General features: G+C 33.3%; 16 protein-coding genes. 8 read left to right on the top strand and 8 right to left on the bottom strand.

Going from position 1 to position 16,523, the window contains the following annotated elements; all coding sequences use genetic code 11:
• Positions 1-47: 47 nt before the first annotated feature.
• The 7 genes from recN (at position 48) to OZP12_RS09505 (ending at position 8,123) form a co-directional block, all read left to right on the top strand.
• Complete coding sequence (gene recN, locus OZP12_RS09475) at positions 48-1,700, top strand: DNA repair protein RecN (RefSeq protein ID WP_281228846.1); 1,653 nt, start codon at positions 48-50, stop codon at positions 1,698-1,700.
• Positions 1,701-1,770: 70 nt separating this feature from the next.
• Positions 1,771-2,973 carry an enoyl-ACP reductase FabV gene (gene fabV, locus OZP12_RS09480; RefSeq protein WP_281228847.1) on the top strand — a complete coding sequence of 401 codons (1,203 nt, stop codon included), beginning with the start codon at positions 1,771-1,773 and terminating at the stop codon, positions 2,971-2,973.
• Between the two features lie 265 nt (positions 2,974-3,238).
• Positions 3,239-4,048: an enoyl-ACP reductase FabI gene (locus OZP12_RS09485; RefSeq protein ID WP_281229048.1), complete on the top strand. Its 810-nt coding sequence runs from the start codon at positions 3,239-3,241 to the stop codon at positions 4,046-4,048.
• A gap of 125 nt (positions 4,049-4,173) precedes the next feature.
• Positions 4,174-5,169 carry a glycosyltransferase family 2 protein gene (locus tag OZP12_RS09490; RefSeq protein WP_281228848.1) on the top strand — a complete coding sequence of 332 codons (996 nt, stop codon included), beginning with the start codon at positions 4,174-4,176 and terminating at the stop codon, positions 5,167-5,169.
• 3 nt (positions 5,170-5,172) lie between these two features.
• Entirely contained in the window at positions 5,173-5,769 is a 597-nt protein-coding gene (gene coaE, locus OZP12_RS09495) for a dephospho-CoA kinase (RefSeq protein ID WP_281228849.1), read from the top strand.
• A gap of 59 nt (positions 5,770-5,828) precedes the next feature.
• Positions 5,829-7,412, top strand: a complete 1,584-nt coding sequence (locus OZP12_RS09500) for a sensor histidine kinase (protein ID WP_281228850.1) — start codon at positions 5,829-5,831, stop codon at positions 7,410-7,412.
• A 3-nt stretch (positions 7,413-7,415) separates the two neighbouring features.
• Positions 7,416-8,123, top strand: a complete 708-nt coding sequence (locus OZP12_RS09505; RefSeq protein ID WP_281228851.1) for a response regulator transcription factor — start codon at positions 7,416-7,418, stop codon at positions 8,121-8,123.
• A gap of 82 nt (positions 8,124-8,205) precedes the next feature.
• Here the strand turns inward: OZP12_RS09505 and OZP12_RS09510 are convergent, their stop codons facing one another.
• The 8 genes from OZP12_RS09510 to OZP12_RS09545 all read right to left on the bottom strand — a co-directional run bounded on the left by OZP12_RS09510 (position 8,206) and on the right by OZP12_RS09545 (position 15,587).
• Positions 8,206-8,952 carry an acyl-[acyl-carrier-protein] thioesterase gene (locus OZP12_RS09510; protein WP_281228852.1) on the bottom strand — a complete coding sequence of 249 codons (747 nt, stop codon included), beginning with the start codon at positions 8,950-8,952 and terminating at the stop codon, positions 8,206-8,208.
• A 163-nt stretch (positions 8,953-9,115) separates the two neighbouring features.
• Entirely contained in the window at positions 9,116-9,715 is a 600-nt protein-coding gene (locus OZP12_RS09515) for a hypothetical protein (RefSeq protein WP_281228853.1), read from the bottom strand.
• Complete coding sequence (locus OZP12_RS09520; RefSeq protein WP_281228854.1) at positions 9,715-10,371, bottom strand: hypothetical protein; 657 nt, start codon at positions 10,369-10,371, stop codon at positions 9,715-9,717. Before OZP12_RS09520 ends, OZP12_RS09515 begins: the two co-directional genes overlap by 1 nt.
• A 46-nt stretch (positions 10,372-10,417) precedes the next feature.
• Positions 10,418-11,335, bottom strand: coding sequence for a tRNA (adenosine(37)-N6)-dimethylallyltransferase MiaA (miaA, locus tag OZP12_RS09525; RefSeq protein WP_281228855.1), 918 nt, complete (start codon positions 11,333-11,335; stop codon positions 10,418-10,420).
• 172 nt (positions 11,336-11,507) lie between these two features.
• The gene (locus tag OZP12_RS09530; RefSeq protein WP_281228856.1) at positions 11,508-12,869 is read right to left on the bottom strand and encodes an exonuclease domain-containing protein; all 1,362 of its coding nucleotides are present in this window, start codon (positions 12,867-12,869) and stop codon (positions 11,508-11,510) included.
• 80 nt (positions 12,870-12,949) lie between these two features.
• Positions 12,950-13,633, bottom strand: coding sequence for a YggS family pyridoxal phosphate-dependent enzyme (locus OZP12_RS09535; protein ID WP_281228857.1), 684 nt, complete (start codon positions 13,631-13,633; stop codon positions 12,950-12,952).
• 15 nt (positions 13,634-13,648) lie between these two features.
• Positions 13,649-14,536: a 3-hydroxyacyl-CoA dehydrogenase family protein gene (locus tag OZP12_RS09540; protein WP_281228858.1), complete on the bottom strand. Its 888-nt coding sequence runs from the start codon at positions 14,534-14,536 to the stop codon at positions 13,649-13,651.
• Between the two features lie 85 nt (positions 14,537-14,621).
• Positions 14,622-15,587, bottom strand: coding sequence for a Gfo/Idh/MocA family protein (locus OZP12_RS09545; protein WP_281228859.1), 966 nt, complete (start codon positions 15,585-15,587; stop codon positions 14,622-14,624).
• 165 nt (positions 15,588-15,752) lie between these two features.
• On the opposite strand from OZP12_RS09545, the gene OZP12_RS09550 reads away from it, so the two are divergent.
• Complete coding sequence (locus OZP12_RS09550) at positions 15,753-16,394, top strand: protein-L-isoaspartate(D-aspartate) O-methyltransferase (RefSeq protein ID WP_281228860.1); 642 nt, start codon at positions 15,753-15,755, stop codon at positions 16,392-16,394.
• Positions 16,395-16,523: the final 129 nt, after the last annotated feature.

Raw genomic sequence — 16,523 nt, forward strand, 5'->3', positions numbered from 1 at the left:
CCTTATTACATTTTTATTAAATCCAACCTACTCATAATAGTTCAAAAATGATAACCTCACTTGCTATAAAAAACTATGCTTTAATTGAAAGATTGTCAATTGATTTTTCCAAAGGATTTTCGATTATTACAGGGGAAACCGGAGCAGGAAAATCAATAATATTGGGAGCTTTGGGGTTAGCTTTAGGAAAAAGAGCCGATTTGACTTCGCTTAAAAATAAAGAAGAAAAATGTGTTATTGAAGCTCATTTTGATATATCCAAATATAATTTAGCTTCTTTTTTTGAAGCCAATGATTTGGATTATGAACCCGAAACAATAATTCGAAGAGAAATTTTGCCTTCCGGTAAATCACGGGCTTTCATTAATGACAGTCCTGTAAATTTGCAGGAATTGCAGGAGTTGAGTTTGTATTTGATAGATATTCACTCGCAACAGCAAACTCAGGAATTGTCAGATGAAGAAGTACAATTCAAGATCATTGATGCAATTGCTGGTAATTTGGATACGATTGTAAATTATCAATCGGTTTTAAAAAACTATAAATCGAATAAATCCAAATTAAATGCCTTGACTAAGAAAAAGGCTGATGCTTCCAAAGAACAAGAATATAATACTTTTCTTTTGGAAGAATTGGTTTCTGCGAAGTTAAAATCAGGGGAGCAGGAATTCTTGGAAGAAAATTATGAGCAGTTAAATAACGTTGAAATTATAAAAGAATCACTTGATAAATCATTGGCAATAGCCGATGAAGAGCAAGTAGGGGTGGTTCATAATTTGAATGAAATAAAAAATGCTATTCAAAAAATTGCTCATTTTTCGACTGATTACCATTCCCTTTTTGAAAGAATTTCAAGTTTAAAAATTGAGTTTGATGATATTGCAATTGAATTAAATCGTTGTTCGGAGAAATTAATCAACGATCCTGAGCAATTAAATTTGATTAGTCAAAAATTGCAATTGATTTATAATTTGCAAAAAAAGCATCAGGTAAATACAGTAGATGAGTTGCTGGTAATTCATGGAAATCTTGAAAATTCAGTATTAGAATTAGGAAATATTGATGAGGAGATTGCAAAATTGACACAATTGGTTGATGAGAATACAAAAGAACTTGATAAGATTTGCGATGTGATACACAAAAACAGAATAGAAGCGATTCCTCTTTTGTCACAAAAATTAGTTTCTATTTTGGAGACTTTAGGAATGCCAAATGTTCGTTTTAATATGGAGATTAATAGAACATCAACTTATTTTGAAAATGGAAAAGATGAGTTGCAATTTTTGATTTCCGCCAATAAAGGAACTGATTTTGGTTTATTGAAAAAAGTAGCTTCTGGGGGTGAAATGTCGCGAATTATGCTTGCTGTCAAAGCAATTTTGGCGCAATATTCAAAATTACCAACATTGATTTTTGATGAAATTGACACAGGGGTTTCAGGTGAAATTGCAAATAGAATGGGGGAAATTATGAAAGGAATGAGTAGTCAGATGCAAATTTTTGCCATTACCCATTTACCTCAGATTGCTGCAAAAGGAACTGAGCATTTCAAAGTGTTCAAATCTACTGTTGGTGATGATACCCAATCAGAATTAAAATTATTGACGGAGGAAGAACGAGTTCTTGAAATTGCTCAAATGTTATCGGGAACTGTAATTTCGGATTCGGCCTTAAATCATGCAAAAGCCTTGTTGAACTAAATAATTGGACTATATTTGCCCATTAAATTTGAAAATTAAAGATAAAGTATAAACTAACGTACTGAATAATATGATTATTGAACCAAGAATGAGAGGATTTATTTGTTTGACGGCCCAACCTAAAGGTTGCGAACAAAGTGTTAAAAATCAAATTGAATATGTAAAATCAAAAGGACCTATTGACGGAGCTAAGAAAGTATTGGTTATTGGGGCTTCAACTGGTTTTGGTTTGGCTTCAAGAATCACGAGCGCTTTTGGTTCAGATGCGGCTACAATTGGTGTGTTTTTTGAAAAAGAACCAGGGGAAGGAAAAACAGCTTCGCCAGGTTGGTATAATTCAGCTGCTTTTGAAAAGGAAGCTCAAAAAGCTGGTTTGTATGCAAAAAGTATCAATGGAGATGCTTTTTCTAACGAAGTAAAAAGACAAACACTTGATCTTATTAAGGCCGATTTAGGACAAGTTGATTTAATTATCTACAGTCTTGCTTCTCCAGTACGATTAAATCCAAATACAGGAGTTTTACATCGTTCGGTTTTAAAACCTATTGGAACTACTTTTTCTAATAAAACAGTTGATTTCCATACAGGAAAAGTTTCTGAGGTTTCTATCGAGCCTTGTAACGAAGAAGATATTGTCAATACGGTTGCTGTAATGGGTGGTGAAGATTGGGCAATGTGGATCGACGCTTTGAAAGCTGAAAATTTATTGGCTCCTGGCGCTACAACTGTAGCTTATTCATACATTGGGCCTTCATTGACAGAAGCGGTATACAGAAAAGGAACAATCGGTCGTGCTAAAGATCACCTTGAAGCTACTGCATTTACCATTGCTGATAGCTTGAAAGGGATTAACGGTAAAGCTTATGTTTCCGTGAACAAAGCTTTGGTAACACAAGCGAGTTCAGCTATTCCGGTTATTCCATTATATATTTCTTTGTTGTATAAAATAATGAAAGAAAAAGGAATTCACGAAGGATGTATTGAGCAAATTCAACGTTTGTACCAACAAAGACTTTATACAGGAGAACCAATTTTGCTTGACGAAAAAGGAAGAATCCGTATTGATGATTGGGAAATGCGTGAAGATGTTCAGGATCAGGTTGCCAAACTTTGGTTGGAAGCTACAACTGAAAATCTTGCTAAAATAGGTGATTTAGAAGGCTATAGAACTGATTTCTATAATTTATTCGGATTTGGACTTGACGGAGTTGATTACAAAGCAGATACTAACGAAATTGTTGCTATTCCAAGTATTGTTACAACTATCGCTTAAGTAGAACACTATTATTATTGAAGCACCTTATTTCTTGATGGTTTTTAATCATGGAAATAAGGTGTTTTTTTATGGAATTAGTTTTATTGATTAATTTTGGAGCAGGAGCATTTGGCTTTTTTAGGAAATAGGATTCCCGTTTTCCGCTACAATCTCATGTTCTTCTCGTCTTTTGGGACGAGACAGAACAAGAGGATTTTCGCTTCAACCGGGGCTAAAAGGAAACATTGGGCATTTTTGTAATTATAAAAAGAAAAAAAATATCATTATGTACAATTTATTAAAAGGTAAACGCGGTATCATTTTTGGTGCTTTGGACGAAAATTCAATTGCTTGGAAAACTGCCGAACGTATTCATGAAGAAGGGGGAACATTTGTTTTGACTAATGCACCTGCGGCAATGCGATTGGGAAATATTGATGCCTTGGCTGAAAAAGTCGGATGTCAAATTATCCCCGCCGACGCAACATCGGTTTCAGATTTAGAGTCATTGGTAGATAAAGCGGTTGAAATCCTTGGAGGTAATATTGATTTCGTCCTGCATTCTATCGGAATGTCTGTAAATGTTCGAAAAGGGAATCATTATACAAACCAAAATTATGAGTTTACCGAAAAAGGTTGGAATGTTTCGGCAGTATCTTTCCATAAACTGATGCAGGTTTTGTATAAAAAAGATGCAATGAATGAGTGGGGGAGTATCATTGCATTATCTTATATGGCGGCACAAAGAGTGTTTCCTGATTATAATGATATGGCTGATAATAAAGCATTTTTAGAATCTGTTGCGCGTAGTTTTGGATATTTCTTTGGAAGGGATAAAAAAGTGAGAGTAAATACCATATCTCAATCACCAACTGCTACTAGAGCAGGACAGGGAGTTAAAGGATTTGGAGGTTTTATTGCTTTCGCAGATAAAATGTCTCCGCTTGGCAATGCAACAGCAGCTGAATGTGCCGATTACATTGTTGTTATGTTTTCGGATTTGACGCGTAAAGTGACTTTGCAAAATTTACTGCATGACGGTGGATTCTCTAATATGGGAGTTAGTCAGGAAGTAATGGAAATGTTTGAATAGTGTGATTAAATAGTGTGATTGAAACACTTGATATAGAAAGCCATCATTTTTATGATGGTTTTTTTGTTAATAAAGAAGTACCTTTGCGGAAAATTTTTAAAAAATAATAATAACCCAATTATATTATGTTGTTTTCATTGATCATTCCTGTTTATAATCGTCCTGATGAAGTAGATGAATTATTAGAAAGTTTAACAAAATCAACTTATAAAGAAATTTTTGAAATAGTATTGATTGAGGATGGTTCAACAATTCGCTGTCAGGATGTTGCAGCGAAATATGGAGATAAGTTGGATATTTGCTATTACTACAAGAGCAATTCAGGGCCTGGTGATTCCAGAAACTACGGAATGGACAAGGCTAGAGGTGATTACTATTTAATTTTTGATTCCGATTGCATTATTCCAGAGAATTATTTGGTGGAGGTTGAAAAAGAGTTGAAGGAAAATTATGTGGACTGTTTTGGAGGGCCGGATAAGGCTTTGGACAGCTTTTCGGATATTCAAAAGGCAATCAATTTTGCGATGACATCTTTTCTAACAACGGGAGGGATTAGAGGAGGATCTGAAAAGATTGGGAAATTCCAGCCAAGGAGCTTTAATATGGGTATTTCTCGTAAGGCATTTTTAGCTTCAGGAGGATTTGGTAACATTCATCCAGGTGAGGATCCAGATTTATCAATCCGTTTGTGGAACTTAGGTTTTGAGACAAGACTTTTTTCAAAAGCTTTCGTTTATCATAAAAGAAGGATAGATTGGGGGAAATTTTCTATTCAGGTAAATAAATTTGGAAAGGCTAGGCCAATATTAAATAGCTGGTATCCAGAATATAATAAGTTAACTTTTTTCTTTCCTACTTTTTTTATAATAGGATTTTTTGTATCTTTAATACTGTTGATTTTTAATCAAGATATTCTGCTTAAATTTTATTTTGGCTACTTTTTGGCATTATTTTTGCTGTCTTCTATTCAGAATAAGAGTATTAAAATTGGATATTTATCCATTATTGCGGTTTGGAAACAGTTTTATGGATATGGACTCGGATTTTTAAAGTCTTATATTAAAGTAATTATTTTAAAACAAGACCCAAAACAAGCTTTTCCTGAATTGTTTTTTAAATAAGATATGACTAAAATAATCGGTTTAACTGGAGGTATTGGGAGTGGAAAGACTACCGTTGCCAATGAATTTTCATCTCTTGGGATTCCTGTTTACATTGCAGATTTAGAAGCTAGAAAATTAATGCAAACTGATTCCGTACTAAATCTGATTAAAGCAGAATTTGGAAGCACGGTCTTTGACAAAGGTGTTTTGTTACGTGAAAAGTTATCAGAAATTGTTTTTAATGATAGCAGAAAACTGGAAAAACTCAATGGTATTGTTCATCCTGCGGTAAAAAAACATTTTGACGAATGGCTTTTGGATCACAAAAATAATCCGTTTGTTATTTACGAGACTGCAATTTTATTTGAAAGTGGGAGTTATAAAAAGTGTGACTTTGTTATAAATGTCGAAGCGCCACTTGAAGTAAGGATTCAAAGAGTAATTGAAAGAGATAATACGACAAGGGAAAAAGTATTAGAAAGAATTAAAAATCAGTGGAATGATGAGGAAAAATCATCAAAAAGTGATTTTATTATTAAAAATACTAGTATCGAGGCAATAAAGGTAGAAATTGTTAAAATTCTTAATTTTTTAAGAATTAAACAAATCAATTCTTAAATGTTAATCTTTGGTTAATGCTTTATTCATTATATTGTTAAAATACTAATTTTGCTCGAATGAACAAACTATTTTTTAGACTGCTTGTATTATTAATGAGTTTATCCTTAATCGGGATCATTCTTGTGCAGGTTTATTGGTTTAATACTTCATTTGAGAATAATGCTGAACAATTTAAGTTTCATGTTAAGCAGGTGTTAGGCAATGTTGCTGAAAAACTGCATAATCGTGAAGCTTACAGTTTTTATGATAAATACAATCATTATAAAGACAGTACTGGTAAAATTCCTAAAAGAAATGATTTGTTGGAATTTTATTATGTTCAAAAAAATCCATTAACAAAGCAAACTATTATTTATTCTAATAGTATAATATCCGAGGATTTTAAGATTTCGTCTGGACTTTTTGATAAAAAATTTACTAATGAAAGTTTTAAAAACTTCAATTCCAAAAGGGTTACGGAAGTTTATAATAAAAATAGTCTTGATAATTCAGGGATACAGCAAAGTTTAATACCGGATCAAAGAATTGAGAAGGCTGGTAATTTGGATATTTTAGATAATGCCCAATTTGAGATTTTTTTTAAAGATATTGCCTCTGCAATGCCTATCCAAGAGAGAATTACAAAAGAAGCTTTAAGAGAGATTATTAAAAAAGAATTGGAAGAATATGGTGTAAAAACCAAGTTTGAGTTTGGGATTTTAAGTAACGGAATACAAACTAAAATAAGATCGGATAATTTTCAATATGATAAAGATGCCACTTATTCCATTCCGATTTTTACTGATAATGAAGGGAATGAAAAGTACAAGCTGTTAGTTACTTTTCCGCATAAAAAGAAGTTCTTATTGTCTGAATTGGTGAGTATTACGATATTATCGATCATATTTACGTTAATTATTATTATTGCTTATACGAGTGCTCTGAATCAGTTGATTCGTCAAAGGCAGATATCGGAGATAAAAACGGATTTTATCAATAATATGACGCATGAGTTTAAAACACCAATTGCTACAATAAATTTGGCTTTGGATGCCATCCGAAACCCGAAGATTATTGAGGACAAAGAGAAAGTGTTTAAATATCTCGAAATGATTCGGGACGAAAATAAGCGAATGCATGCTCAGGTTGAAAATGTATTGAGGATATCTAAATTAGAAAAGAAAGAATTAAATATTATAAAAGAATCAAGCGACATTGAAGAAGTTATTAATGATGCTATCGAACATGTTAACTTGATTTTAGAAGACAGAGAAGGAACTATTGATATTCATTTTGGAGCCATCAGAAAAACAGTTTTGCTGAATGATGTTCACTTTACAAATGTGATAGTTAATATTTTGGAAAATGCCATAAAATATACAGCAGGTATCCCTAAAATTGATATTTATACTGAGAATATCAAAGATATGGTCCTCATCAAAATAAAAGATAATGGCGTGGGTATGAGTAAAGTTGCTCAAAAAAGGATTTTTGAAAAATTTTACAGAGAACATACCGGAGACATACATAATGTGAAAGGACATGGTTTGGGTCTTGCATATGTAAAGCGAATTGTAGATGACCATAACGGTCAAATATATGTAGAAAGTGAAAAGGGAAAAGGAAGTACCTTCATTATAAAATTACCTTTAATAAATTAAAGTATGGAAAACACAAATAAAAAAATACTATTAGTAGAAGATGACCTTAATTTTGGAGCAGTTCTAAAAGACTATTTATCGCTAAATGATTTTGATGTTGTTTTGGCTAAAAATGGTATGGAAGGTTTTGAAAAGTTCAAAAAGGATTCCTATGACTTATGCATTCTTGATGTGATGATGCCATACAAAGATGGGTATACTTTGGCCAAAGAAATAAGAGAAAAAAATAATGATGTGCCTATTATTTTCCTTACTGCAAAATCTATGAAAGAGGATGTTTTAAAAGGATATAAAGCCGGAGCAGATGATTATTTGAATAAACCTTTTGATTCTGAGGTTTTATTGATGAAAATTAAAGCTATCATTCAAAGAAAAGCGTCTGATGTAAAAACAGAAGCGGTTCAATTTGAGTTTAATGTTGGTAAGTTTCATCTGAATTCAAAGCTTCGTTTCTTAACTTTTGGTGATGAAGAACCAATTAAGTTGTCTCCGAAAGAGAATGAACTTCTTAAAATGCTGATTCTGCATGAAAATGATTTGATGCCAAGAGAATTGGCCTTGACAAAAATATGGAGAGATGATAACTATTTTACTTCAAGAAGTATGGATGTTTACATCGCTAAATTGAGAAAGTATTTAAAACAAGACGAGGATGTTGAAATTTTAAACATTCACGGTGAAGGATTCAGATTAGTTGTGAAAGGCAAGTAATCGTTCTTGTTAAACCATAAAAAAAGCTTCGGAATTCCGAAGCTTTTTTGTTTTTATAGTCTGCTTGTTAAAGATTTAGAACCTACTTCCAATGCAATTCTAGAGCAAAACAGTTTTTTTCTCCTTTTGTTATGCTAAAAGTAGTGGCCGATTGGTCATCATTGTCACTTTCGTGAATAATGACCTGATCGTTTAGGGAAAGTTCTTTTAAGAAATTCATTTCAAAACTTTTGATCTCTTGCTTTAAGATTCTTTTTGCATCAACATGATCGAGACACCATTCCAAATATTTAACGTTATTGGCGTGATTTACAATATCCAAGTCAGAAAGATAAACGGTTTTTTCAAAGACAGATTCTTTTTCAGGGTTGATGTTGATTTTAGAAAAACCTTCTTCGGTTGCTTTTTTATCGGGGAATAATTCAAAATGTTCAAAAGGTAAGGCTAAAGGTTCCGGTCTGCGGGCTTTGGTATTGAAAACAGCCCAAAATGTTTCGGATCCAATTATTTTTTTGCCGTTGACGTACATTTCTAGCGCACGAACCGAACGGGAATTTTCGAGCGAATTAATCCAAGTTTTTACGGTTACAGTATCTCTCCATTTTGGTAATTCGTTGATTTCGACTCTCATTCTGCTTAATACCCAAGCTTGGTTAAATTCCTGCATATCAGTAAAACTGATTCCGCCTACTTCAGAATGGGCAGCAGCTGTTAATTGCAGCAGATTGCATAAATCGGTGTATTTTAGATAACCGTTTGGGGTACATTGGGTAAAATTGATTTCCCATTCCTTGCTTAATATCGATGTGAAGTCTGCTGAAATTGGCATTTTTTTTGTTTTTTGAAAAGTAGAGAAATTGATTTATTAGAAACAAAAATAACTTCAAATAATAAAATTGCAAAAAGAATCGACTCATTAATTTTTAAAATGAGTATTTTTCAATTTTAATGAGAGAAGTTCTGTAAATGTAATTTTGAGTATTTAGTGAAAATTAAAAATTTAATTTCATTCCAATATTCATTTGAATCATTTTTGAATTATCATAAAAAGAGATTAATTCCGGAACAGTTTGTACATCATATTTTGTGGAAATATATCCTATTCCTGCAAACGCATAAAAAGTCTTATTTAATTTATAATCGGTGTTAATTCCAATCCGAAAATCTGTTCCTGTTTGATTGCCAAAACTTCTGTTTCCATTTTTTAAGTTTAGTTTTATAGAGCCTAAGCCTAAATAGGGTTGTAAAATAAATTTATTTGAAAGATCAATTTTGTATGTAAAAAAACCGTAAAATGAGTTGTACTTGCTACTGCTGATATTTCCACCTTTGGAGACATCAGTTATTGAGTAATTGATATAATCATAACCAATTCCCAGCTTGAAATGTTGTATCTGAATAAGATTAAGAGTAGTACCTATTCCTATATGCTCTTTATTAGCTTTCGCTAAATAATTGTCGCCAAAGTTGATTGGAACTATAGTATAGAGACTGAATTCGGGTTTAAAAGTAATTATAGTTTTTGTCTTTTTTTCTTGGCCGTATGATATTTTTAGACAAAATAAAAATATTAGAATGCTGTATCTCATCATTAGTAGTTAATTATATAGATCACTTTATCATTGTTTATTGTAATAGGCACACTGTAGGGGGTGCTAGAAGAATTTGAAGTATCAATGATTATGTATTTTAGAATAACAATTTGGTTTTTTATAACAGCATAATTGGTATTTAAATTAAATGGTTCATTTTTGAAATTTAAATCAATATGAGAATTGCTTAGTTTACCTTCTATTTGGATGTCTTTTAGTAATTTATTCGAAGAAGTTTTATTTAATTGTAAGGTTAGATTAGTAATTGCATCAGTTTTGTATAAAGTGATTTTGTTCAAATCGAGTTTATATTTTTCGAAATTATTTCTTTTTGCAATTATTTCTTTTGTTTCAAATTCATTAGGTTGATTGATGATATTATTGATATCAATAAAAAAATCGTAATCTCCTTTTGGAGCAGGAAAGACCATCGTGAAATATCCATTTAGGTCCGATTTTCCAAACGAAATTAGATCGTCTGATGAATATATACCATCGAATGCAAATATCGTAATATCAATATTTTTGTGGGGAATTGGAATTCCATTTTCATCAATAATTTGACCTGTAACCACAATTTTAGTTTCAGCGTCATATTGTATCTCACAAGAAGTTAGAAGAAATAAGATGGAAAAAACAAGTAGTATTTGCTTCATAATATGATCATGTTTAAACAAATATAATCATATATGTGTAAGAATTTTATGTTTTTGAGTTTAAATAATTAATAATTTTTCCTCTATCTATCAAATAATCAAACCATTGTGTGTTTTCTTTTCGTTTGAACCAAGTGAGTTGACGTTTTGAAAATCGGCGGGTATTTTTTTTGATTTCTTCAATTGCGAATGGCAAAGTAAAATCCCCATCAAAATAACTGAATAATTCACGATATCCAACCGTTTGCAAGGCATTTAATTCTTTGTGTGGATACAAAGCTTGTGCTTCGGCCAAAAGTCCTTCATTAATCATAATATCGACACGTTGGTTGATTCGGTCGTAGATCACTTCTCTGTCGGCTTCTAGGCCAATGATGATTGGTGTGAAATTCCGATTGTTTTCCTTTTGGTTTAAAAAAGAGGAATAAGGTTTTTTTGTACCAAGGCAGACTTCGACAAATCGCATCATGCGTTGCGGGTTTTGCAAGGTTTGTGGATTTTCGGAAGTTATTTTTTTGAAATAAACTGGGTCGAGGATTTCTAACTTTCCCTGCAAGTATTTGATTCCGAGTTTTTCGTAATTTGAATTTACTTCTTCTCGGACGGAATGATCTATAGCCGGAAACTCGTCAAAACCTTTTAAAATGGCATCCACATACAATCCCGAACCTCCAACAAGTATTACATAATCATTTTTTTGAAATAACTCTTCAATTTTTAGAAGTGCTTCTTTTTCGAAATCGCCTACGGTATAATTATCAAAAATGGATTTGTTTTGTATAAAATGGTGTGGTGCGGAGGCCAATTCTTCTGCATTTGGCACGGCTGTTCCAATAGCCATTTCTTTGAAAAACTGTCGGCTGTCGCAAGATACAATTTCGCAATTATAGTTTTTGGCTAGGTCGATGCTTAAGGATGTTTTTCCGATGGCTGTTGGTCCGACTATGGTAATTAAGTATTTCATTTTTTTTTGATAGCCCAGATGGTAACGAAAACCCCGGAGTTATTCCAGTTTGTTTTTCCTGGTATAAAAGAGCGACTGAAAGAAGCTCCTTTTATGTCTTGGAAAAACTGCGGGAATAATGAGGAGTTGCAGTGTACAGATGGATTAGCTCCTTATTATTTATATTTTGGTATTAGAAATTGATAATTTTTAATACCCTGTGTTTTCTCAAATAGCTTTGGATATATGATCTTGTATCTTTATTACTAGGCATTGACACAAGGATGTTTTTTAGAATTTCAGGTTTGAGGATTTGATAGTTCAAATCGTAAAATGCGTATCCTTGTAATATTCCTTTTTCGATTAATATTGCGCTGTGTTCACCTGTTTTTCTTCCTCGTTCAATGATAATCATGTTTTTGTTGTCGAAAAGGTTTTTGTCGATGAAAACCTGAACCTTTGAATTGTATTCTTCGGGCGTTATCTGTTCTGTACAAGTGCCATCGCATTGGCCTTTTTCATATTGAATACAGGTATTTTTTGGATTGGAAAGGCCTGTAAGTTTTGCACACAACTGATAACTTGTGGTAATGCGGCTAAGGGCGCCTCTTCCTTCCTGTTCATTGGCGAATGCCGTAATTTCTTTTTTGCGGCCATCGGCTTTTTGAAGTTTTAAATTCAGATAGCCATTTTGGTCTTTTTCAGCATAAATAGCCCAAGACAGTGTTTTTTTGCGAGTAGAGCGGTTGTAAATAGGGCGGTTTTTCTTTATTTCTTCTGATTCTTTCAGGAGCGCAATTAATTCGCTTCCGGTTTCCTCAAAAGTTACGGTGAAAACTTCGGCTTGGATTTTTTTGGAAGTTCTGGTTATGCCCGTAAAATGCTGATTGACTCTTTTTTTTATGTTTTTGCTTTGTCCGATAAATATGATGGTGCCGTCTTCGCGATGGATGTAGTAAATTCCTGTTCTGGAAGGAAGGCTTTCGATAATATCCAATAATCTTGGAGAAACGCCTTTGATAACCTCAAATTTGATTAGTTCTTTCGTGATGGTTTTTTCAAGGTCTTTGTCTAAAAGCATTTTGAAAAGTTTGACTGTTGCCATAGCATCTCCGCTGGCTCTGTGTCTGTCTGCCATAGGGATTCCAAGTGCGCGAACCAATTTTCCCAAACTATGAGAAGGCTGTTCCGGCAATAGACGTTGGGATAATTCTACAGTACAAAGTGTTTTTATGTTGAAGTCATACCCAAGACGGCGAAACTCGGTGCGAAGAATTCGGTAATCGAATGAGGCATTGTGAGCGACCAAGACACAGTCGTTTGTTATTTCGATAATGCGTTTGGCGACTTCAAAAAACTTCGGAGCTGAGCTAAGCATTGCATTGTTGATTCCGGTAAGTTTGACCACAAACGGCTGAATGGGAATTTCAGGATTGATTAAACTGATAAATTGGTCCACGATTTCGTGACCATCATATTTATAGATAGCAATCTCCGTTATTCCTTCTTCGTTGAATTGTCCTCCGGTGGTTTCTATGTCGAGTATTGCGTACAAAATTCAGTGTTCAGTTTACAGTTTTTTTAGTGTTCAGTCGCTAAATTTGAAATCAAAAATCCTTAATCTTCAATCAAGAATCAACTTCTCCCTCCAAAGATACTACTTCCTATCCGAACCATTGTGCTGCCACAAGAAATTGCCAATTGATAATCGCCTGACATTCCCATGGATAATATTTTCATTGTAGAGATGTACTGCAGTGCATCTCTACTTGATCCGTCTTTACTGTTTAATGAATCAAAAACAGATTTCAAATGTGTGAATTCCTTTTTGATTTGGTTTTGGTTATCTGTAAAAGTTGCCATTCCCATCAAACCGACAATTCGGATGTTTTTCATTTCTTTGAAAGAAGGTGAGGCTAGAAGTGCTTTTAGTTCTTCTTCGTCAAGTCCAAATTTTGTTTCTTCTTCGGCGATGTGAATTTGGAGTAAACAATCAATGATTCGATTGTTTTTTAGGGCTTGTTTATTGATTTCTTCCAATAATTTCAAACTGTCGACACCGTGAATTAAACTCACGAAAGGAGCCATGTATTTGACTTTGTTGGTCTGTACATGTCCAATCATGTGCCATTCGATATCTTTGGGCATTTGTTCCCATTTATCGACCATTTCCTGAATTTTGTTTTCACCAAAAACGCGTTGACCGGCATCATAAGCCTGCATTAAATCGGAAACGGGTTTTGTTTTGGAAACCGCAACCAGAGTAACATGTTCTGGAAGAGTCGATTTTATTTTGGAAAGGTTTATTTGGATGGACATGACATTGATAAATTATTAAACAAACTGTTTCGAAATCTTCTCCGCTTTTTTGCTTTCGCTGTAATCATAAAAACCTTCACCTGATTTCACTCCCAATTTTCCAGCTCGTACCATATTTACCAATAACGGGCAAGGAGCGTATTTTGGATTTTTGAAACCGTCATACATTACATTTAAAATGGCAAGACAAACGTCAAGACCAATAAAATCGGCCAGTTGTAAAGGTCCCATCGGATGTCCCATTCCTAGTTTCATTACCGTGTCAATTTCATAAACACCAGCTACTTTGTTGTATAAAGTTTCGATTGCTTCGTTAATCATTGGCATTAAAATTCTATTAGCAACAAATCCTGGATAATCATTTACTTCTACTGGAGTTTTACCGAGTTTTTCGGATAATTTCATAATGATGTTTGTCACTTCATTACTTGTATTGTAACCGCGAATGATTTCGACTAATTTCATAATTGGAACCGGATTCATAAAATGCATTCCGATTACGCGTTCAGGATGAGCGACCACAGCCCCGATTTGTGTGATAGAAATAGAAGAAGTATTTGTTGCCAAAATAGTGTTGTGTGAACAAGCTTCGTTCAATTGCTTGAAAATATTGAGTTTTAATTCCACATTTTCTGTAGCAGCTTCAACAACTAAATCAGCTCCTACAACTCCGTCTTTTATGTCGGTATAGGTAATAATATTACTTATAGTTTTGGCTTTGTCTTCTTCGGTTATGGTTCCTTTTGCAACCATTCGGTCTAAATTTGCAAAAATAGTGGACATTCCTTTATCCAATGATTTTTCGGAAATATCAATTAGTTTTACGGTAAAACCACTTTGGGCAAAAGTATGGGCAATTCCGTTACCCATTGTTCCTGCTCCGATTACGGCAATGATTTTCATTTTTTATATTTAAAAGTTAAAAAAGTTTAAAATTTAAAGACCAATAAGTGACTTTAAACATTAAACTTTTATCTGTGGTTTGGTTTTATTTCTTAAAACAATCGATAATTTGGTAAGCAACTCTCAACGCGTCTGTAGCTTGTTCCAAAGTAACAATTGGGGTGGTGTCATTATTGATTGCATCTGCAAATGTTTCCAATTCGTCAAGAATAGCATTGTTTTGTTCAACGTCGGGATTTTCAAAATAAATTTGTTTTTTTATCCCTTCGGCATTTTGTAAAATCATATCAAAATCACCGGGAGTTTCAGGAGCGTCTTTCATTTTTACCACTTCACATTTTTTCTCTAAGAAATCTACAGAAATATAAGCGTCTTTTTGAAAAAAGCGTGATTTACGCATATTTTTCATTGAAATTCGACTTGCAGTTAAATTGGCTACACAACCATTTTCAAATTCAATTCTGGCATTGGCAATGTCCGGAGTGTCGCTTATTACTGAAACCCCACTGGCATCGATTTTCTTTACATTAGATTTGACCACGCTCATAATGGCATCGATATCGTGTATCATTAAATCCAAAACAACAGGAACATCGGTTCCGCGAGGATTGAATTCGGCCAAACGATGCGTTTCTATGAACATTGGATTTTCAATCATGCTTTTGGTAGCTATGAAAGCGGGATTGAATCTTTCGACATGCCCAACTTGTCCTTTTACATTATATTCTTTGGCAAGTGCAATGATTTCTTCGGCTTCTTCAACTGTATTAGAAATGGGTTTTTCTATAAAAACGTGTTTGCCTGATTTGATGGCTACTTTAGCACATTTGTAGTGGGAAAGAGTAGGGGTAACAATATCAATTACGTCAACCGCATGAATTAATGTTGCAATGGTATTGAAACTTTTATATCCAAATTCTTTGCTTATTCTTTCCGCGTTTTCTTGATTTTCATCATAAAAACCAACTAATTCATATTTTTTAGATTGTTGTAATAAACGCAAATGTATTTTTCCTAGGTGCCCGGCACCCAATACTCCAATTTTCAGCATAATAATGATGTTTCCACAAAAATAGTAATTAAAAGAGAAATTCCAATTTATAAAAATACTAAATTCTTGTGATCTTCATTATTATTTAGGCTAAGAATTAGGATTTAATTTGAATTGAAAATTGATTTAGTTTTCTATTTTTGTTCTTTAATAAAACCTTAAATTTTGAAAGATACAGCCAAGCATCAAGGACTTCGAAATCAATTAGTATCCGTTTTAGAGAAGAAAGGGATCACTGATAAGAATGTCTTAGAAGCTATTAAAAAAATCCCACGTCATTTATTTTTAAATTCAAGTTTTGAAGATTACGCTTATCAAGATAAAGCTTTTCCGATAGCTGCCGGTCAGACTATTTCCCAGCCTTATACAGTTGCTTTTCAAACACAGTTGTTGGAAATAAAAAAAGGGCATAAAGTTTTGGAAATCGGGACGGGCTCTGGATACCAAACGGCTGTTTTGTGTCTGGTTGGTGCTCAGGTTTACAGTATTGAAAGACAAAATGAATTGTTTAAGCAAACATCTGTTTTGCTTCCAAAACTTGGTATTCGTCCCAAACATCTTTCTTTTGGGGATGGTTATAAAGGCTTGCCTAATCATGCGCCATTTGACAGCATCATTGTAACTGCAGGTGCTCCCATAATTCCTCAGGCTTTAATGGCACAACTTAAAATAGGAGGAAGACTAGTTATTCCGTTAGGAGAAGACGTCCAAATTATGACGCTGTTAATTCGCATAAATGAAACACAATTTGAAAAACACGAGTTTGGGGAATTTCGTTTTGTTCCTTTATTAGAGGATAAAAATTAAAAGCTTAATTAAAATCGGATTGTTTTTTTAGGGCTAATCATAATAAACAATCCTTATTTTCTGTAATAAAAATTCGAACTAAAATTAAAATCAAAAAAAATCGTACTAAAAAACAGGATACTGCAGGAT

Origin of the sequence: Flavobacterium aquiphilum (assembly GCF_027111335.1) — a bacterium.
Classification (GTDB): domain Bacteria; phylum Bacteroidota; class Bacteroidia; order Flavobacteriales; family Flavobacteriaceae; genus Flavobacterium; species Flavobacterium aquiphilum.